We start from the raw sequence: 18,257 nt of genomic DNA on the forward strand, positions 1-18,257 counted from the left end.
GCCCCTTCAGCAAAAGAATTATAGACCTTGATTTTTTAGACGATTTGCCTGTGTACGATATGGTGTCACTGGGTTCTGTAAGAATCCAACCAAACCAAGAATTTGATTTACCTCATCTAGATGGTTAAATGCATAATTGTCACGAATCACTGTTCCCAAGTGGCTCGAACAACGTGGCACTAAACCATCATTTTCCCCTGCAATCAGCAGTGATGTTGCTGTTAATGCATAATCCATCGGATCTAAAGCATTGGTAAATGGACTAGTCCCACTCCAAGAATAGTAGCGAACCCCATTCACCAACTCGGCTCCCGCCCCACAAGCCGTCGTTGGTACACCAGCTGGAAAACGTTGGTTAAAATTGGCAGATCCTTTGGTAGTCAGTGAGTTTAATCCCGCGATTGCATCTTGATCATAATAGTGTCCAGAACCAATACCCACGAGTGAGAAGAAGGCATTTACACCCGCTGCGATAATAGGCGCAAGTGCTGGGCCAACAGGTGATTTCACCACTGAGTCAACCACGTCTGCCACATCAGAACCTTTGGTTGGACCACCGACTGCTGTAACCGATGCAATTTTATTAGGCAACAAACTTGCAACATAACGAACCGATTGAGAGCCATGACTATGGCCAATTAAATTGATTTTTTCTGCACCTGTAATTGCTAAAACTTGTTTTGCTTGCAGCAATAGTTGCTCACCACGTACTTCTGATGAATTAAACGAAGCTTGCTGTGCGACAAAGACATTTGCACCATTACCCACCAAGTCTTCAGTAATGCCATTCCAGTATTGCAAAGGACCAACAGCAGAGAAACCTGCCATCCCATGCGCCAAAAGAATTGGGTACTTGGTTTTTGCATAGCTTGATGTAACGCTGGTACTACCGCCGACTGAACAAGAGTTCACATTACAGTTTTGCCATGATGCTTTGGGTGCAAAAAAATCAAACAAACCTGCATGTACCACAGATCCGCTACTCACCACCATGCCTGCCATCAGCGCCATGACATTTAAATATTTTTTCTTCACGTTGTTGCTCCTAGCATTTTTCATTTTTATTACAAAGATTTAGTCTTTTATATTTGTATATGGAGTCATTCCAAATATACAAACGACTGGCAGAATTATACTCCTTCAAAATATTGCGTGATTTTTAGACTAAAACAAACTGTGCCAAAATCATAACAATACATGCCAAAATTACGATTGATTCAAAAAATTCCGATGAATGTCCATTTTCAAATCCGTCACACTACTTTAATTTCGGAGTGAATTGGATCAGCTTTAAAATGGAATTTGCTTCACACTATGAGTATTCCCCGTCTTCATAATCAGCATTTTATTAGCAGTTCGTATGCTCACTTACTTAGTGAAGTGGTTTCACAATGGCATGTCTCTGTTGAAACATTATTTTGGGGTACTGGCGTTGAGATCGATAAACTACATGATTTGAATTATAAAATTAGTCTCAACTCCTTTAAAAAAGTCATTACTCGAACCATTGAACTGACACAAGAACAAGGTGTTGGTTTTTATGCAGGTACACAATTAAAAATTAGCTCTCATGGTCTGCTGGGTTTTACCGTTGCCATTTCAAAAAATGCATTGGAAGCGATAGAAACAATTAATCAATTTGTAAGTTTGCAATGTTCGTTCGTCGAATTAAATTTTAAGGTTGAAGATGGTCTCGCCTATTACAATATTGCCTACGACAGTTCGCTGCTGAATTTTAATGATGATTTAGATACGCAAGCCTATGAGTTTAGCTGCATTTTCTTTTTAACAGGCTTTGTTCATTTGGTCAGATTTTTTATTCCAGAATTTAAGCCAAGTGTGGATCTACAATGCCAATGTCCAGATTACTTTGTCCGCTTTAATGACATTTTGTCTTCAACTTTTACAGAAATACGATATCAACAGCCTCATACTCGCTTGATTGCCGCTGCAACCTTTTTAGATGAACCTCTCAGCATGGCTGATCCACTCACCGCTGAAAAGTTTAAATTACTGTGCCAAAAAGAACTGGATGAATTGGTTGCAACACAAGACATTTTGCAACGTATTAAATATTTGATTGACGATAAAACAGAAGGTTTACTCAGTATTGACCAAGTCGCACAAAGACTCACTCTGACTAAAAGAACGTTGCAGCGAATGCTGCAGGAAAAAAATATCAGCTTTCAGACGCTGTATGATGAAGTTCGCAGAGAAAAAGCCAAGAAATTACTGCTTAATCCTTTTATCACCAAAGATGAAGTTGCAAAAAAATTGGGATATTCATCCCTCTCAAGTTTTAACCGCGCCTTTAAACGCTGGGAAATTGAATAAAACTTTGCACAAGTTTATGCAACAATAATCTGATATATCAATCTTTCGGATGTTGTATGCACACACAGGATATTAGCGCTGTTGAACTTTCCAAAGCTTATCGTCTACTCAATCATGGTCCAACCGTTTTAGTCTCTGCACAGCATGAACAAGAAACCAATGTCATGGCTGCGGCTTGGGCGTGTGCTTTAGAATTAACACCCGCTAAAGTGACTGTGGTGTTGGATAAAAGTACCAAGACTCGGCAACTGGTTGAACAAAGTGGTTATTTTGCTTTGCAAGTACCCTGCTATGCTCAGATTGATATGGTGCATCAACTGGGAACGATCAGTCAGTTTGATCAGCCGACCAAATTGCAAGATTGTAAAACTGAACTGTTTTATCTGGATGATTTTCCTGTTCCACTGGTTGCAGGCAGTCTGGGTTGGTTGATCTGTAAAGTGATTCCTGAGCCACATAATCAACAGACCCATGATTTATTTATCGGCTCGGTGGTGGGTGCTTGGGCCGATTCACGTGTATTCCGCGATGGACACTGGCACTTCCAAGAAGCCAGCAAAGAGTTGCGCAGTCTTCATTACATTGCAGGTGGTACATTCTATTTGATTGGTGAAGAAGTCAAAGTAAAATAGGCTTGAATATAAGGCAAAGCCAAATGAGCTTTGCCTTTTTATTCAACATTAATCTTCATCAACTCACTATACATGCTGTCTAAAAACTGCTGCTGCTCTTTATCATTTTTAAAATAGCGTTGATAAAGACCACTACAGCTTTGAACATCAGCAATATTGGCTTTATTAAATGACCAATCCTTTCGATCTTTAATGCTAATCCCTAGATCATCATCACAACTCTGCCATAGCTGAGAAAATCTAGTTCGTTTGTCTGCATCCAATTTTTTAAAGTCGGCATATACAGAATAGCCACGCATAGATGAATTAAAAAATTGGGAAATCATGGTAACAGGTACACCACCCCAATTGATGGTTTCATCTTTAGGCAGCAAAATATCCGTCAATTTACTTTCTGGCATAATCTGTGACTGCTTTCCATTTTTAAAAAGCTGTTCCTCATAGGTTAAAATAGTGCCTGCTGGAACATAGATCTTTTTGACCAACATCGGTTGTTGCGTCACGTAGTACGGATAATTCGGTCTTGAGTTGCCACCCGTCGGGTTCATATTGCCCACACAGCCGACTAAAGATATAGCCATTGCAGCAGATAAAAAGATCATCGCTTTCATCGTTTTTATTATCATCCAGATCAATACCCTGATTCGACCTTAAAACGAAATTGATCAAGAAACAATATCAAATAGCAAACTACGCCAAAGTCAAAATTTTAAAAACCGCTGTGGAGCTTTCTCCACAACGGTTTAACTAAAATACAATTCTAAGCATTCTGATGAACTTATTTCGCTGCCATACGAATTGCACCATCCAAACGGATCACTTCACCATTCAAATAGGAGTTTTCAGCAATATGAACGACCAAACGACCAAATTCTTCTGGGCGACCTAAACGTGATGGATAAGGCACCATTTGTCCCAATGCATCTTGTACATTTTGTGGCAAACCTTTCAGCATTGGTGTTTCCATAATTCCAGGGGCAATGGTCATGACACGGATATCATGGCGAGCCAATTCTCGTGCAATTGGCAATGTCATCGCAACCACTGCGCCTTTTGATGCAGAATAAGCTGCTTGCCCAATCTGACCATCAAAAGCTGCAACTGAAGCAGTATTCACAATCACACCACGATCTTCATCACCTTCAAGTACGCTATTTTTACTCATGGCATCTGCTGCAAAACGCAGCATATTAAATGTACCAGTCACATTGATATGCAAGGTTTTAGAAAACATTGCCAAATCATGTACAGCATCTTTTCCAACCACTTTTGCCGATGGGCCAATGCCTGCACAATTGACTAAACCGTATAAACCACCATGTTGAGTAACAACATCTTTAAAGAATTGTTCTGCAGCTTGTTCATCAGTCACATCAAGTTTTACAAACTCAGCTTGAGCACCCAATGCTTGGGCCTGTTGTTCTCCCGCTTCAACATTCATATCCACTAAAGTGACAGAAGCACCCTTTGCAACTAAGCACTCAGCTGTTGCAGCTCCCAAACCAGAACCACCGCCTGTAATAACAAAATGTTTTCCCTGAATTTTCATTTACGTTTCCTATCAAATTAAAGATATAAATTTTTATAACTAAGCGTAATGGCAACTTTTTTCCGATACAATTTCAAAAAGTAGCAAATTTGATGCAGCTTTTGAGCATTCGACCTATTTATTCTCCTGTATTTCATTGGTATATGAACAAAAACTTTAACCTCGATCTTACTTCGGCAAAAGATACGATTTCAAATGCTTTAATCCGTGAAGCATTGAGTGTCGCGGCGAGTCGCGGTTTAAATATTGTCAATATTGCAAATCGTGCAGGCATTTCTGCAGAGTTGCTCACTTCGACCAAGGCACGTGTTCCTGTTACGCAGTGTGCGCAGTTGTGGGTTGAACTTGCAGAAAGCATGAATGATGAGTTCTTGGGTATGGATAGCCATCCAATGCGTCGAGGAAGTTATAAATTATTAGCAAAACTTGCATTTGGTGCCGAAACTTTAGAGCAAGCGATTCAAGAGATTTTAAAATTTTTGAGTTTGGTCCTCGATGATATCCATGGTGAACTGGTGCAACAAGGTTCCAAAGCTTATCTGATCTTACATGATCGTGAACAGCCAAAGCGGATGTTTACCTATTCAACCTATTTAATGTTAGTGCATAGTTTAATGTGCTGGTTGAGTGATCAACGCATAGGTTTTCATAAAATGGCATTTAGATGCCATCCTCCTGTAGAGATACAGGATTATCGGGTGCGTTTTTGTGAAAATATTCACTTTCATGCTGAACAAAATCGGATTGAATTTGATGCCCATTATCTCAAGCATAAAATCAAGAAAGATAAACAGGCCCTCAATGATTTTCTAAGGAATACACCTTATAACCTGATTGTCCGTTTTAAAAATGAAAACTCTTTGAGCTTGCAAATTCGTCGGCAATTACTTTTACAACCTCCCTCACACTGGGATGAACTAAAAGAGATAGCTCAACAGTTAAATATGTCGACTGCAACCATTCAACGGCGTTTAAAACAAGAAGGTGTCAGTTATCAGCAACTGAAGAATGATATTCGCTGTGATATTGCCATCGAACGACTGAGTAAAAGCAATGATTCGATTCAAACGATTAGTGACGATCTGCATTTCCATGATCCGAGCGCGTTCCATCGTGCCTTTAAAAAATGGACAGGTGTGAGTCCAGGTGCTTATCGTGCAAAAACACTAAAGCGAACGATCCACAGCGCGTTATAAAAATGTATGCTTAGTTTAAATCGATCCATTTTTGCACGATTTAAACATCGCGATCGACTGATAAATGCAATGACCAACAGTACAATTCCGATGTTACTCATCAATGGGAAGAATGATCCTAATTCAGGACAATACATGGCTACACGTTATAAAGCTTTGATTCCAAATCCAAAGGCGGTCGAACTTGAAGACTGTGGGCACTGGACGGCTTGGGAACAACCGAACATGGTAAAAGAAGAAATCCTTCGGTTTTTGGCAATCTCCTCTTAAAACAACAAAAGAAAAAATGATATAGATTGGAGTTATTGGTATTGAATAAGCAAAGACAGATAATTTCAATCAACGTATGCTGACTTTAGTTTCCATGATCGATGTATATTTGCATACAGCATTGAAAATAAATGTGGATTTCCCCTGTGCTTCTCAAGGATTAAGACAAATGTATACTCCTGAAATATATGAAGAAACAGATCTTGAAAAACTATATCAGCTCATTCAAGATTTCCCTTTTGCAAGCTTGATCACTCAGAATGATGCGGATTTAAATGCCGATCATCTACCTTTTCAATTATTGCGTGATGAGCAAAACCAAACAGCAACACTGGTCGCTCACATTGCAAAAAAGAATACGCTACATACGCAAGTAGAAAATGGCGTGGAAGTTCTGATTATTTTTCAGGGCGAGCAAGGTTATATTTCACCCAATTGGTATCCAAGCAAGCAGCAACACCATCAGGATGTCCCGACATGGAATTACCAAGTTGTTCATGTAAAAGGAAAAATAAATTTCCTGCATGATGAAAAATCTTTACGTAGTATCTTGGCCAGACTCACACGTACCCATGAAGCAAAACAAGCCAATCCATGGAAAATGTCGGATGCACCTAGTGCCTATATTGCACAGAAAATTGAAGCGATTGTTGGAATAGAAATTCCAATCACCCAGATCATAGGCAAATTTAAACTTAGTCAAAATCGAGAAAAAGCAGATGCATTAGGTGTTGTTGATGGACTTGAAAAACAAGGAAATCAGAATTTGGCAAAAGCAGTACAGCAATATATTGAAGATTGAGCTTGTGATAAGCGTCATTTTTGATTCACGAGATAAACACCATATTTTTAACATATAAAATTAGGACTTATATTTAATTTGGTGTTTATCTTCTATGCTGATTTATAAATCGAAATAACTTGAGTACTAATAATATAACTATATAAGAGTAACGAGATAATTGTGGGATTTGATGGGATATTGTGGGATTGAATGGGATGAGTTTTGAAAAGGTTTTACATCTGGTGAAATAGAAAAGCGGACTATTTGTCCGCTTATTTTATTCATCGAATAGATCAAGATTGGGGTCTTCCTGAACATTAAGCTTCTCTTCAGAGTTTACGATACTGCGAATTGTTCGAAGTGTCACGCTGAATTTACGAGCAAGCTTTTCTTTTGACATGGTTGAAGCTTGTTTACGGATCGCTCGGTTTCGCATTGCAACAGTGATAGGTGTACCCATTGGAATTTCAATGTGATTATTGCCAAGCTGATCTGAAAGCAACTGTAGGTTATTAAAGCCAATCACCTGTGCAAGTTTAGAGTTCACATTTAATGCCTGACGAACTGGAATATAGATTTTAGTACCACCAAAGCCATCAATTAAATTCAGTGCATTTTCGACCTTGATCAATCGTGCAATGAAGATGAAATTTTTAGGCATCAAGTTAATGATCTCATCGTCTGAGAAAACCTGTTGGGCATCTATAATATGCGGACGATAAGCCATAATCTAAACCTCCTATGCTTCGATTATGAGACGTTCAATGCCCAATCGTTTGCACCAAGAGCGCAAATGATTGATGATCATATCGGCATTTTTAGAACTCAGAAATTGCAATGCACTTACATGGACACGGTTTTCTACAAACTTTGCCAGTGCTTGCTCACTACCATTTTTGACTGCGCCAGCTTCATGTAGTTGCAGCCATAAGTGTCGAATTAGCTTGCTTTGCTTATCGTCAGCTAAGTTTTTAACGCCTGTTTTATCTTTTGACTCAACTTCGAAACCTAATTGTTTCAATCTGTCCAGCACAGCATCAAGCTGTGCTGGTGTTAAAAGTTTAGAGCTGTCTTTTCCAGTAGTACTTTTGAGAATGTCACGATAAATGTCATCATCAAGACCTAGCTTGGTCTTTGCCACGTGGATCAGTTTGATCAGGTTTGCTTTCTTATTGAATTTCACTGAACATTCTCCTTATTTAGAGCATCTATCCAGTCCTGAGCATTAAGCATATGACGAATTGCTGTAGATAGTTTTCCATTCGCTATATCCACATACGTTTTACAGGTTAAGCCTTTGCGGATTTCATCCTGACAATTACGTAACTCTGCAAGAGCTTCTTGAATTTCTTCTAAAGCTATTGTTGTCGTTTTTAGGGTCAGTTTGCTCATTACCAGAACACTCCCTTAGCTGCGTCTGCAAGACCGATCAAAGCAAGTACTGCAAGGCTTAAAGATGATCCTGCTTTTAGACCATAAGCTTTACGCTCAAAGACTGTCTGACCAGTTATTTTGCGTGCTGCCCATGCTTTTTTTGCTTCAGCGCAGCAAGTAACCAAGCCGATGCCAAAAACAGCAAATAAAGCTAAGACGCTCAAGCAATTCATAGTTTCATTCATGCTTTTGTCTCCAATCTGGCATATTGTTCACCAGCATTCATGGCCTGATTAAGCTTGGCAGATTTACCTGATTGCTTGCCTGCATGATAGTCATTAGCAGCTCTATCATTAAAAGCTTTCCCTTTGTTGCGGTCTTTAGGTGTAAATGAGCTAAGTTCTCCACGAGACTGATCCATATGTTTTTTTATGCGTTCATTGGTGTTTGTTGGCACTTCAATATTTAAATCCGTTATTAAGTGCTTAACAGAATCAACCCAGCCTTCGCAAAATAAATCAGCACGAGCGACCTTATTTTTTTTGACAGTGACACGTTTTAATGTTGTTTCAATAAAGCTTTTTCTTGAACGAATTACTTGGCGATAAAGTACGTCAAAGGTATACGAGGCAACCTCTGGTGCTGGATCGACACCAATAAATGTCCATGATGCTTTGATGCCCCAAGAACTACTGCCTGTGCTAAAAATAGGTTTACACTGCATGGCACGTGCAATAGTCATTACTAAACTGGCTTCCCAAGCTTGTGGCGTTTTAGTGGCTTTACTCTCACAACTAGCCTCCATAATATCCAGCAAGTCTGGATCAACCTGAAACTCTTTCATTAATGACTGTGCCATGCGTAAAGCAGTAGCGGCTTCATTTTCATTGCTTGATTTTGATAGTGCTAAGCACTTTTTGATTTTTAAAATCGCTTCTTCTCGTGACATACCCATTTATTTTTGCTCCATAACATATACATAAGTTTCAAGTTTTTTTGACCAGTAAACGCATTTGCCTTTTTTGCTTAACTTGCGTTTTCTACGTCGGCTTATAGGTCTTTCTTTCATGGAATTTCACCGATACTGGACTTAATTTCTTCGGGTAAATTCTCAAGTTCTTCGTGGGTCAACATAGTTACCTCGCTGCTCGTCAGTACTGGATCACGACATCCAGCAGACACAGGCACGAATGCCTGTGTTTCGCTATTTCAAATAATTTTGCTCAGGCTCGTAAGTCACTTTATTTAAGTCATCAACTTGAGTTACATCCCATGTACTTTCATAAAATGTTTGATGATTTATCGGCATCAAGTCAGAAATTTCTTTTGCTATTTCTTTGGCATGATCTGCATCATCAGCTTCTACGATGTGGTCTTTCGTATATGTCTTGGAAACTTCAACTTTAAATTTCATTTTTAATCCTTATGCCTGAAGGGTGTTTAGAGCTATATCAATCGCAAAGTGTTGAACGGTATTCTTTGCAATTGTTTGATTTGCATCGTTCAAAACGTGCCATTCAAAAAAACCACTGAGGTTGAGTTTTCGCTCAAGTCGTAATCCATGCATGCTTAGCTCGCACTCTGAATGTTTAGTATTGGTCGCCATTAATTCACCGCATCCTTCAAACCTTTACCTGCTTTAAAACTAGGTACTTTGCTTGCTTTAATTTGGAGTACTTCACCCGTTTTAGGATTGCGTCCTGTACGTGCAGCACGTTCTTTAACGCTGAAAGTACCGAAGCCTGTTAACGCAACTTGACCACCATTTGCCAAGGTATCAATGACACCTGTTTCAACTGCTTGAAGAGCTGCTGTTGCTTGAGTTTTTGAAATGCCAGCGGTAGTTGCGATGTGGCTAATTAATTCTGATTTATTCATGGTGTATTACCTTTTAGTTGAGTTGAGCTAGCTGACAGAAGTGCAAAAAGCACATAAACAAATTCTGTAAAGCCAGTTGCTTGTAAGCTGCCTGCGATGAATCCACAGGTAATAATTGCAATAGAAATCTGTTTCATTTTTAGAGCCTTTAAATCGATGCGATGTCGAGTGAGAGTGGTAAATAACCACCAGTTGCGTCATCACGGGTATAAAAGCGTAGATAAGCTTTGCTGCCGATAATGTTGATGCTGTCCGAAATGGCTTGCATTGCGTGCTTCCATTTCGGGTGATTGATTTCAATTTTTTTGAGTCCGAGTACTTTGGTCGTGCTGATTTCTCCTTTTTTATCTACGTTAAAAGCGTTATTGATGATGACTTTGATTTCGTCACGGCTGCCTTCAGTCCATTCCTCAAGACACTGATCAATCAGTTCTTTGGCTGCTTGCAGTCGCTCATCAAAGTTGATGGTTTGCGCGATGTTGCGCTGAATTTTTAAACGTCCGTCATAGCTCATGAGCGTGACATTTCCTTTACTGCCACCAACGGTTACATCGTATTGGTCTGCTGAAATGGCGCAAAAGTTGGCTATATCTTCAAAACTTTGAATTTTGAAATCCTTCAAAAGCTCATGCAGTTCAGTCACTTTTTCAAAAAGCTTACGAACTGTTTGATCGCGTAATTTGTCAATTTCTTTGACATTTGCTGGTGGAACAAATGCACCTTGTGCGTTTTCCCAAAAGCCTTCTGGCACGGTGTGAGTTGTCATTGTGTTGCTCCTAAAGTAAGTGGCTTACTTGCTTGTAACGTGAAATTTGTTGTTGTAATGCTTCGACAGAAATATTGCTGTAGAGGCAGTTCGGAGTGAGATAGGTAATGCGTTTGAAACCTTTATGTTTCGCTCTTTGGAGTTCTATTTCAGCTGCATTAATACCGCCAAGGCAGATCACGGCCATGCTTCTCACAACAGGGATTTGCTGTGTGCGAATCATTCTGTGAATAGCAGCTAAAACCCCACTTCTGGAGCGTTTTGCAGCAGCAGCAATGTCTGCTGAAGCCTTTCCAGCGAGATACATGGTTTTGAGTAGATCAAGCTCTTTATTGGTAAAAGGTTTGTTATGTCTTAGGTCAGTCATTTAGTTACTCCTTGAGCAACAGCAATCATTGCCTTATAAGCTTGTCTTGCCTTAAATCCGACAATTCCAATCCCTGCTTGTTCCATTTCCTTTGACGGCTGTATTGGGACAAGGACATAGTCACCACTCAACAACTTGTCTAAATCTTTAATAAAATTTGATCGCTTGGTTGGTCTTAATTCGATAAGCCAATCTTCATAAGCTTGTTGAACAGTCGAAATTGCAAATTTCTCATTGTTCATTTCAAAGATTTCCATGATTGGAAACTGAGAGTTCAACACCTCAAAAGTTGAAGTTGTTGCAAACGCAATTTTGAATCTTTCAAGGCGGTAAGATTTACGTTCAACCATGCCTTTTTGTACTGGAGTCATTGTTCCCATAGGTTTATCCTCGAAAATGTTTTTGTTTTGCTTCGAGTGCAGTCTGGCAACCAATACATAATGTCACGCTGCCAAGTCTGCGTCGTTGTTCAGGAATTTCTGTGCCGCATTCTTCACATTGGAAATAGATGGTAAATTCCTCACGCTTTGCATTGTGCAAAGCGTGGTCAAGATCAGTTTGAGAAATATCTGCTGCTACATCTGCAAAATCAGGCATGGCAACCTCCGAACATTTCAGTTAAGGCTAAACAAATGATGCAAGTTGCAACTAGCAGCCAAACTATGATCAATGCTTTATTCATCGTTACACCTCCATCACTACGTCACGGGTAACAACTGCCTCACCAAGTTCTGCTGCAACATTGAGCGCACCAACTAAGAGGTTGCCCACTGCCAATGGGTATAAAAGGCTTTCTTCTTTTTTATTGCGCCCAACGCTGCGAGTAAGTTTTTCGCAGATGGCATCAAGACCAGACTGGTCAATAAATTCTGAAAGGTCACGTTCAGCCGAGTTACAACGGTGCTTTAAGTACTCGCATAATTGATTTTGTGTGAAGGCTTCAAGCGTCACGATTTCACAACGTTGAACAACTTCTCGGACTTCAGGATTGTTCTCTGCAAGTTTGATTTTCAACTCATCTTGACCAATCAAAATCACAGATATCAAAGGCGTAAATCCGTTTTTTAACTCGATGAATCGTTTTAAGTGTTTGAGTGTTGGTAGCGGTAAACTGTGTGCTTCTTCAATCAAAATGACATGGTGATAGCCAGCACGACTGGACTCTTTAAGTACCGAGTGAATTTGTTGATACAAGGCTTCAATTGAACGCTTTGGATTCACACTTGGGGCAACAGCTCTCAAAATCGCAGAGGCAATATGACTGGCTTTAAGTGTTTTACCTTTAATGTCGTCAGCTTCAGCACCAATCACATAAGGTTTAATCACTATCGTTGGTGTGCGCTCACGTTCAATACGATCCAAAGTTTCATCATGCAGTGTGGTTTTGCCTGCACCTGATTGACCTGTAACGGCAATAAAAGTGCTGTTGCCTTTGATGCATTGCCACATTGCCTCACGGACATAGTTGATATCTGGATTGCTATAAAGTTCACTGGCTTCACGAAGTTCTTCGGTGAAAATGTCCTTAAATAGCTTGAATTTCTTCTTAGCGGCTGGTGTTAGTGTTTGTTTGCGTAGTAGCATAAGTTGCTCTTCCTCTGGTTGAGTAGTTGCTGCTGGCATGCTTGGCTCTTGGTCGTTTCGAGCATGCTGGTCAGCCGCTAATGCTTGTTGAATGTCTTCTTTTGCAATGCCATTGCTCTCTAAACATGCAATGAATTGCGCTAAAAACTGCTCTTGTTTTTTCTTTGGCTTTTGTCCGTGTAAAACGAATAAATTGATCGTTGCACCACTGACATTAATTGCCTTTGAAATTCGGTTTTGCTTCAGGTCATGCTTTAAAAGTAGTTGTTTTAATGCGCTCATTGATTACTCTCCAACTACTCGTAAAGTAGGTTTTGGCTTTTCCGCAGCTGCTTTAATTCCATTCACGATGTCTTGAATCGCTTCTTGTGGAACTTGACCATCTGTGAAGGTTTGTTTTAAGGCAGTCATGTGGATGTCTGCATTCCATAAGTCACCAACTAAACCGCGAATCTGTTTTGCTGCTTGGATCAGGTTGATTGGTGCTGTTTGGCGACGTTGTTCTGGCGTGGTGATTTGTTCACCAGCACGGGTGATGTAGTTTGGTACTTCTGTTGCGCGGACATCTGCCATCGCATTGATTTGTCCTTGATAGGCTGGCTTTTTCTTGGCAATAGCCTTATCAACTTGCTCTAGGGTGTTGGCGTTGTATGCATTTTTCAGGATACGTTTGCGGTTTTCGTCAATCGGGCTATGTGGCATCGTTTTCATTTCTTCACCAATGATTGCCGCATCTTGGCTAAAGCCGACCCAATCGACCTGTAATGGTTCACAAGTGAATGCAATCTCATTGCCGTATTGATCCATCCCCAGCACATCGATACATGGTGCACGGTATGGGTTTACAACTACTTTGACTTTTGCCTTTGGATAGATACCGTCAACATGGCGCACGTCATAATCTTGAGAGCCATAACCAACAATTGAGTGGCTAACCGTCAGATTTGCCTTAACAGTTTTTTCAACTGGAGTAGTACTGATTAACTCTTTGCAAAGTGCCATTGGTGGAGCTTTGCGAAGTTGCTCTGGCTTAATGGTTTGCCACACTGCATTACGTGTTTGACCTGTACGTCTGTGCTTATTTTTTTCGTTGAAAGAAATTCGCCATTCAGCAGCCAATTGATTGAGCTGTTCAATATTGATGATTTCCATGAAACGTAAGCGGCTTTCAAACTGTGTCTCTACAATGTTTTGAGCATTTTCCACTTGCCCCTTAGCTTGTGAGTTGCCTGTTGCATGGGCGATCAAAGTGACATCTAAACGTTCAAGCAAGTTTTTGAATAAGCCTGAAGTGTTGGCACAACCTTTATCTGTGTACAAAATGTTTGGTACACCGTGCATTGGTTCACGGTCAGAGCGTTTCTGAATTTCATTTAGAAAAACTTGAATTAAGTTTTCAGAGCTTTCACTGCCAGTCACATATTCGACATAAATTGAGCCACTGAAATGGTCGGTGATCACGTAACGGATCACTCTGTCATTCTCAATTTTCTTAACATTTGCAGGCTTGTTCTTATAGAACTTTTTCTCGTCCATCACTTGCATACCGCCTTTTGGAAGGTAGAAAAGTACGCAGACTGATGCATCAACTTGTTTGACGTGATTTGGGTGCAATGATCTTTGCTGAGTATGTGCAGTTGGTGTTGCAAGTTGCTTTGGATGGCACATGTTCTGCTTCATGACTCGCGCAATAGTCGCAGCTGAAACGTCGGGTGCTTTGCCATTAGCCTTGAGAATTTCTAATGCTGTTGTGATTGGTAAAGTCTTTTTCCCGGTTGCACGTGTTGCCACATGCACCATGCCACCAATGGTTTCTGCTACTTGAGCTGAAACTATGGTTTTACCTTTGTCTGAGCGTGGCTTTCTCTCAGATTTAAAACCTACTGATTCAAGTTCACGATAGAGTTGTGGTCGACTGAGCTGTAGAAAGTCACATGCAATTTTGATAATTTCAGCTTTGCCACCAAACTTAGCTGCCTTAAGTTTGGCTGCAACTTCGCGCAAGTAGTCTTGTTTTGCTAAGTTTGGAGTAGTCATAATTACTGCTCCAATACTGTTTCAGGTTCAACAGTTATCATCTGATCTGCTGGCATCCATTCAGGCTTAACCATCGCTTCAAAATCAATTTGAATACCAAGTGCAAGGCTCGTTTGAGCAATCTGCTGGAAAGTCGCAACCACCGAAGCCTCAAGCTGATCTTGAAGATCGAAAAGACTGTGTTCATCAATTGCATCAATGAATGAGTTGATCTCATTGGTAAAGCGAACAGTGTTGTTATGCATGGTTAGGCAAGCACTATTGAGTTCTTCTAATACCTTGCTTTGAAGTTGCTGTTGTTCAGTTTGTTGGCGTTTTAAGATCGTCGCTTGGCTTGAGGTCTTGCTTAGCTCAGTATCAAGCTTGTTTATTTTTTGGTCTTTAGCTTGGATCAGCTGATCTTTTGCAGCACTTTCTGATTTAGCATCCCTTAAGTTTTTTCTTAATTCACTTGTGGTCATACGATCAATATCATCTAGGGTGATATCGTGAACGCTGCCACCAGCACTAAGTTCTGCAATTTCGTCATCATCCAAAACAAGTAATTCCAGCAACTTTGACTGGTTGCCTGCGGCTTTCAAAACGGACAAATTGTCCGTTTTGGAAAATTTAAGAGCTGCTGACATAAAGCGACGAGCCGCACGCTCATTGATGTTGAGCATTTCAGTGCGTTGTTTAAACTCACCGTGTGGGGTAACTTCTTTTAAAAGAACAAGTCGCTTACCCAACTCTAAGCAAGCTTCAACTGTGCGACGTTGGTAAAAGCGAATCTCGTCTTCTAATGCGCCTACAGTCAGCGAGCCTTCATAGCCAAGTGATACAGCTAATTGACCTAGCTTTTGTGCATGTTCAGAAATAGCAATTTCTGTTGTTTGTTCTAAATCCATGATGACCTCAATAAGCTCTTGTACGTTGTTCAATTTCAGCAATACGTGCTTTTGCACGTTCGATTTCTGTGTCATGCGCTTTGGCGATCCGCACAACTGCTGTGCCTAAAGTGTATGAGCCGTCGTCTTCTTGCTTGGCTAAGCCTTCAGCAATGAGTGTTTGTAATTGGCGATGAATCTGTGCAGGCGATTCATCTAATTGTTTTGCAAGGTCTTGATTGGTTACACCTTGCAAGCTGTGCCCACTTAAAGCCTTTAGAACTTTGAGGACTTTTTCTGCTGCTTTAACGGTGCTCATGCTTCATGCTCTCCAGTTGTATGGACAAGATTTTGTTTTCTTGGAGCAATAACTCATTGTCATTTTCCGCAAAACACCAGCCCATAAATGCAACCACCATCAGTGCAAAAATGATCCCTGTTAATGTATTCATGACACTTTCTTCCTAAATTTTTAAAAAAAGGGTTAAAAAAAGGTTAAAAAGCGGTTAATCTATATCGGTTGGTTTTGGAATGACTTTTAAACCCAAGGCAACTGCAATCTCGTGCCCCTTTCCATAAAAGCCTTTTCGAGCACCTGTCATTACTCGATAGACATCATTTGGATCAAAGCCGTTTTCGATTGCGAATTGTTTAAGTGTCTTGCCTTGAGCATTTAGGTTCTTTTTGACCTCTGCTTTAGTAAGCGTTGCTTCACTAGACATTTTATGAACTCCTATCAGTGTTGAAATGGTGCACATATGCACCTTATTAATCTGATATTAGTTCATATATAACCTTATTTCAACTTATTTTAGGTCTATTTATGCCAATTTTAACTTCCGAAAGATTTAAATCTGAGCGAAAGAGGTTAAATCTGAGCCAAGAAGCCTTGGCAAATCTCATAGATGTGAGCGAGTCGACTATTAAGCGTTGGGAGAACGGTGCGTCTATTCCAAGTGACAAGCTTGCTCAATGCGCTAATGAAGGCTTTGATATTGTTTTTGTTCTACTAGGTAAGAAGTTTGATGAGGTAGCATTTTCAAATTCTCACTTTGAAGATGAATTTGCACTTGTGAATGTTTTTGATGTAGATATTTCCGCTGGTCATGGATCAATATGTGCTGGTGATGCAAAGCCTGTGAGCCGTTTAGCATTCAGAAAAGATTGGCTTTCAAAAAATGGTCTATATTCAAAAGATTTATTAATTGTTTACGCGAAGGGAGATTCAATGCTCCCGACAATCCAAGATAAAGAAAAGCTACTCGTTAATTCTGCTGATAAAGAATTAACTGATGGGTTTATTTATATAATTCGTAATAATGAGAATTATTGGGTGAAACGTGTGCAGCGACAATTTGATGGATCGTTGCTTTTAATCTCTGATAATAAATTGTATCCACCTATGCAACTTGATTTGAATGAAGCAAATGATGTGGAGATCATTGGTCGTTGGATTCCACCAAGTCGTGCAACTTTCTACTAACTAGGTCTTTAGAAATGAAAAAGTTTTTATTGTTAGGTGTGATTTTATTAGCAGCTTGTTCAAAGCAAGAATTACCAAAAACTGATACTCAAGATGGTCGTGAGATAAAGTCTTATATCAATAAGCATTACGGTGAAAATGAGCCAGCTGCTCAGATTGATTTCTTACAACTTACAGAGGTCGCAATTAATAGCTTGCCCCATGCACAAGCTAGTTATAATGCCAATGCTACAGAAGTTAAATTCTTACCTAAGAACACCGCCTCTGATAGTAAGTTTGAAAAGTTTAATGACTGGTATAGCGTTAAAATAATTAGAGATGCTGATTCAGAAAAATGGGAAAGCTTTTTAGTTGAGGTTTTAGATAAGCAAGGTTATGAACAGTCTAAAAAAGCTTCATTTAATGCTTGTAAGGATGTTTGGAAAAACATAGATAATCGTGTGCCTGCCATCATTGATGAGCTTGCTGCAAAAATAGAAGGTTATGAAAAATCTGATTCAACCGCAGCAACGATACAAGTCCGCAATGGATATAGATTTAATCTTGATGCAAGTCATTTTAAAGATGGATATCCAGTAGTATGTGCCATTGCATACGATAAAAATTAAAAATAAACGGAAGCCTTTCCGCCTAATATAAAAAGTACCAACTAGACAAACTAGCCTCATCATTTGATGAGGTTTTTTGTTGTGAGAAAAAAATATATTTTATCTAAGCTTAGTCTTAGTCGATTAGTCGGACTGCATGTCGAGCTTGAGTCTGTTGTTAAGCGTGCAATCGAAATCACTGAACAAGATTTTGTGGTGGTTGAAGGTGTTCGTACTAAAGAGCAATGCTACATCAATTACGGTAAAGGTCGAACTGCTGAGCAATGCAAAGCCAAAGGCGTACCAGCGCAATATGCTCAGCCTAAAGTAGCAAAAGTTACTTGGCTCAATAACCCTCTTTCTAGCAGGCATGTTACTGGTCACGCTGTTGACCTAGTGCCTTATCCAGTGGACTGGAACGATCTAAATAAGTTCAAGAAAATTTCAGTAGCCATGAAACAGGCAGCAAAAGACCTTGGTGTTGCATTGGATTGGGGTGGCGATTGGCGCAGCTCAAAAGATTATCCACATTTTGAATTAAAGGGGTGAT

General features: G+C 39.9%; 30 protein-coding genes and 1 other RNA gene. 8 read left to right on the forward strand and 23 right to left on the reverse strand.

The window, feature by feature from the left end; translation table 11 throughout:
• Positions 1–18: 18 nt before the first annotated feature.
• Positions 19–1,035: a lipase family alpha/beta hydrolase gene (locus F909_RS03300; protein ID WP_005153664.1), complete on the reverse strand. Its 1,017-nt coding sequence runs from the start codon at positions 1,033–1,035 to the stop codon at positions 19–21.
• A 279-nt stretch (positions 1,036–1,314) separates the two neighbouring features.
• Between F909_RS03300 and F909_RS03295 the strand changes: the two genes are divergently transcribed.
• Together F909_RS03295 and F909_RS03290 are read left to right on the forward strand one after the other, a co-directional pair.
• Positions 1,315–2,334 carry a helix-turn-helix domain-containing protein gene (locus F909_RS03295; RefSeq protein ID WP_005153668.1) on the forward strand — a complete coding sequence of 340 codons (1,020 nt, stop codon included), beginning with the start codon at positions 1,315–1,317 and terminating at the stop codon, positions 2,332–2,334.
• A 56-nt stretch (positions 2,335–2,390) separates the two neighbouring features.
• Entirely contained in the window at positions 2,391–2,966 is a 576-nt protein-coding gene (locus tag F909_RS03290; protein ID WP_005153674.1) for a flavin reductase family protein, read from the forward strand.
• Positions 2,967–3,004: 38 nt separating this feature from the next.
• Here the strand turns inward: F909_RS03290 and F909_RS03285 are convergent, their stop codons facing one another.
• Both F909_RS03285 and F909_RS03280 read right to left on the reverse strand, forming a co-directional pair.
• Positions 3,005–3,577: a hypothetical protein gene (locus F909_RS03285; RefSeq protein WP_032878138.1), complete on the reverse strand. Its 573-nt coding sequence runs from the start codon at positions 3,575–3,577 to the stop codon at positions 3,005–3,007.
• Between the two features lie 167 nt (positions 3,578–3,744).
• Complete coding sequence (locus tag F909_RS03280; protein ID WP_005153680.1) at positions 3,745–4,515, reverse strand: SDR family NAD(P)-dependent oxidoreductase; 771 nt, start codon at positions 4,513–4,515, stop codon at positions 3,745–3,747.
• Between the two features lie 143 nt (positions 4,516–4,658).
• Here F909_RS03280 and F909_RS03275 point away from each other — a divergent pair, with 143 nt between their 5' ends.
• The 3 genes from F909_RS03275 to F909_RS03270 all read left to right on the forward strand — a co-directional run bounded on the left by F909_RS03275 (position 4,659) and on the right by F909_RS03270 (position 6,783).
• A complete protein-coding gene (locus tag F909_RS03275) occupies positions 4,659–5,711 on the forward strand; it encodes an AraC family transcriptional regulator (RefSeq protein WP_032878239.1) in 1,053 nt (350 codons plus the stop codon).
• 69 nt (positions 5,712–5,780) lie between these two features.
• The gene (locus tag F909_RS0120395) at positions 5,781–5,981 is read left to right on the forward strand and encodes an alpha/beta fold hydrolase (protein WP_032878140.1); all 201 of its coding nucleotides are present in this window, start codon (positions 5,781–5,783) and stop codon (positions 5,979–5,981) included.
• Positions 5,982–6,150: 169 nt separating this feature from the next.
• Complete coding sequence (locus tag F909_RS03270) at positions 6,151–6,783, forward strand: FMN-binding negative transcriptional regulator (RefSeq protein WP_005153686.1); 633 nt, start codon at positions 6,151–6,153, stop codon at positions 6,781–6,783.
• A 259-nt stretch (positions 6,784–7,042) separates the two neighbouring features.
• Here the strand turns inward: F909_RS03270 and F909_RS03265 are convergent, their stop codons facing one another.
• The 20 genes from F909_RS03265 to F909_RS03190 form a co-directional block, all read right to left on the reverse strand.
• Entirely contained in the window at positions 7,043–7,492 is a 450-nt protein-coding gene (locus F909_RS03265; protein WP_005153687.1) for a Mor transcription activator family protein, read from the reverse strand.
• A 12-nt stretch (positions 7,493–7,504) separates the two neighbouring features.
• Complete coding sequence (locus tag F909_RS03260; protein ID WP_005153689.1) at positions 7,505–7,948, reverse strand: gp16 family protein; 444 nt, start codon at positions 7,946–7,948, stop codon at positions 7,505–7,507.
• A complete protein-coding gene (locus F909_RS03255) occupies positions 7,945–8,157 on the reverse strand; it encodes a hypothetical protein (protein WP_005153690.1) in 213 nt (70 codons plus the stop codon). The genes F909_RS03260 and F909_RS03255 overlap by 4 nt, the downstream gene beginning before the upstream one ends.
• Positions 8,157–8,384 (reverse strand): hypothetical protein, encoded by a 228-nt coding sequence (locus tag F909_RS03250; RefSeq protein ID WP_005153693.1) that lies wholly within the window; start codon positions 8,382–8,384, stop codon positions 8,157–8,159. The genes F909_RS03255 and F909_RS03250 overlap by 1 nt, the downstream gene beginning before the upstream one ends.
• Positions 8,381–9,094, reverse strand: a complete 714-nt coding sequence (locus F909_RS03245) for a DUF2786 domain-containing protein (RefSeq protein WP_005153696.1) — start codon at positions 9,092–9,094, stop codon at positions 8,381–8,383. Before F909_RS03245 ends, F909_RS03250 begins: the two co-directional genes overlap by 4 nt.
• 183 nt (positions 9,095–9,277) lie before the next feature.
• Positions 9,278–9,346, reverse strand: an RNA gene (locus F909_RS20955) — hammerhead ribozyme type II.
• Positions 9,344–9,553, reverse strand: coding sequence for a hypothetical protein (locus F909_RS03240; RefSeq protein WP_005153699.1), 210 nt, complete (start codon positions 9,551–9,553; stop codon positions 9,344–9,346). The genes F909_RS20955 and F909_RS03240 overlap by 3 nt, the downstream gene beginning before the upstream one ends.
• A 9-nt stretch (positions 9,554–9,562) precedes the next feature.
• Positions 9,563–9,745 (reverse strand): hypothetical protein, encoded by a 183-nt coding sequence (locus F909_RS03235; RefSeq protein WP_005153700.1) that lies wholly within the window; start codon positions 9,743–9,745, stop codon positions 9,563–9,565.
• A complete protein-coding gene (locus F909_RS03230) occupies positions 9,745–10,017 on the reverse strand; it encodes an HU family DNA-binding protein (RefSeq protein WP_005153702.1) in 273 nt (90 codons plus the stop codon). The genes F909_RS03235 and F909_RS03230 overlap by 1 nt, the downstream gene beginning before the upstream one ends.
• On the reverse strand, positions 10,014–10,154 hold the full coding sequence (locus F909_RS21325) for a hypothetical protein (RefSeq protein WP_005153704.1): 141 nt from the start codon (positions 10,152–10,154) through the stop codon (positions 10,014–10,016). The genes F909_RS03230 and F909_RS21325 overlap by 4 nt, the downstream gene beginning before the upstream one ends.
• An 11-nt stretch (positions 10,155–10,165) precedes the next feature.
• Complete coding sequence (locus F909_RS03225) at positions 10,166–10,783, reverse strand: DUF3164 family protein (protein ID WP_005153705.1); 618 nt, start codon at positions 10,781–10,783, stop codon at positions 10,166–10,168.
• A 10-nt stretch (positions 10,784–10,793) separates the two neighbouring features.
• Positions 10,794–11,150: a hypothetical protein gene (locus F909_RS03220; protein WP_005153706.1), complete on the reverse strand. Its 357-nt coding sequence runs from the start codon at positions 11,148–11,150 to the stop codon at positions 10,794–10,796.
• The gene (locus tag F909_RS21625; RefSeq protein WP_005153707.1) at positions 11,147–11,530 is read right to left on the reverse strand and encodes a hypothetical protein; all 384 of its coding nucleotides are present in this window, start codon (positions 11,528–11,530) and stop codon (positions 11,147–11,149) included. Before F909_RS21625 ends, F909_RS03220 begins: the two co-directional genes overlap by 4 nt.
• A 4-nt stretch (positions 11,531–11,534) precedes the next feature.
• Positions 11,535–11,747, reverse strand: coding sequence for a TraR/DksA C4-type zinc finger protein (locus F909_RS03215; protein WP_005153709.1), 213 nt, complete (start codon positions 11,745–11,747; stop codon positions 11,535–11,537).
• An 87-nt stretch (positions 11,748–11,834) separates the two neighbouring features.
• Complete coding sequence (locus F909_RS03210) at positions 11,835–13,016, reverse strand: ExeA family protein (protein ID WP_005153711.1); 1,182 nt, start codon at positions 13,014–13,016, stop codon at positions 11,835–11,837.
• A gap of 3 nt (positions 13,017–13,019) precedes the next feature.
• Positions 13,020–14,771, reverse strand: coding sequence for an integrase catalytic domain-containing protein (locus F909_RS03205; protein ID WP_005153713.1), 1,752 nt, complete (start codon positions 14,769–14,771; stop codon positions 13,020–13,022).
• 2 nt (positions 14,772–14,773) lie between these two features.
• A complete protein-coding gene (locus F909_RS03200) occupies positions 14,774–15,658 on the reverse strand; it encodes a DUF3102 domain-containing protein (RefSeq protein ID WP_005153720.1) in 885 nt (294 codons plus the stop codon).
• Between the two features lie 7 nt (positions 15,659–15,665).
• Positions 15,666–15,956: a helix-turn-helix domain-containing protein gene (locus F909_RS03195; RefSeq protein ID WP_005153722.1), complete on the reverse strand. Its 291-nt coding sequence runs from the start codon at positions 15,954–15,956 to the stop codon at positions 15,666–15,668.
• A complete protein-coding gene (locus F909_RS21335; protein WP_005153724.1) occupies positions 15,943–16,089 on the reverse strand; it encodes a hypothetical protein in 147 nt (48 codons plus the stop codon). Before F909_RS21335 ends, F909_RS03195 begins: the two co-directional genes overlap by 14 nt.
• Positions 16,090–16,143: 54 nt before the next feature.
• Positions 16,144–16,359: a DNA-binding protein gene (locus F909_RS03190; protein ID WP_005153727.1), complete on the reverse strand. Its 216-nt coding sequence runs from the start codon at positions 16,357–16,359 to the stop codon at positions 16,144–16,146.
• A gap of 101 nt (positions 16,360–16,460) precedes the next feature.
• On the opposite strand from F909_RS03190, the gene F909_RS03185 reads away from it, so the two are divergent.
• From F909_RS03185 to F909_RS03175, 3 genes are all read left to right on the forward strand, one after another.
• Positions 16,461–17,120 carry an XRE family transcriptional regulator gene (locus F909_RS03185; RefSeq protein WP_005153728.1) on the forward strand — a complete coding sequence of 220 codons (660 nt, stop codon included), beginning with the start codon at positions 16,461–16,463 and terminating at the stop codon, positions 17,118–17,120.
• 14 nt (positions 17,121–17,134) lie between these two features.
• Complete coding sequence (locus F909_RS03180; protein WP_005153730.1) at positions 17,135–17,728, forward strand: hypothetical protein; 594 nt, start codon at positions 17,135–17,137, stop codon at positions 17,726–17,728.
• Positions 17,729–17,809: 81 nt separating this feature from the next.
• Positions 17,810–18,256, forward strand: coding sequence for a M15 family metallopeptidase (locus F909_RS03175; RefSeq protein WP_005153731.1), 447 nt, complete (start codon positions 17,810–17,812; stop codon positions 18,254–18,256).
• The last annotated feature ends 1 nt before the right edge of the window (position 18,257 follow it).

The sequence above is a fragment of the Acinetobacter sp. ANC 3929 genome, from assembly GCF_000369405.1.
Classification (GTDB): domain Bacteria; phylum Pseudomonadota; class Gammaproteobacteria; order Pseudomonadales; family Moraxellaceae; genus Acinetobacter.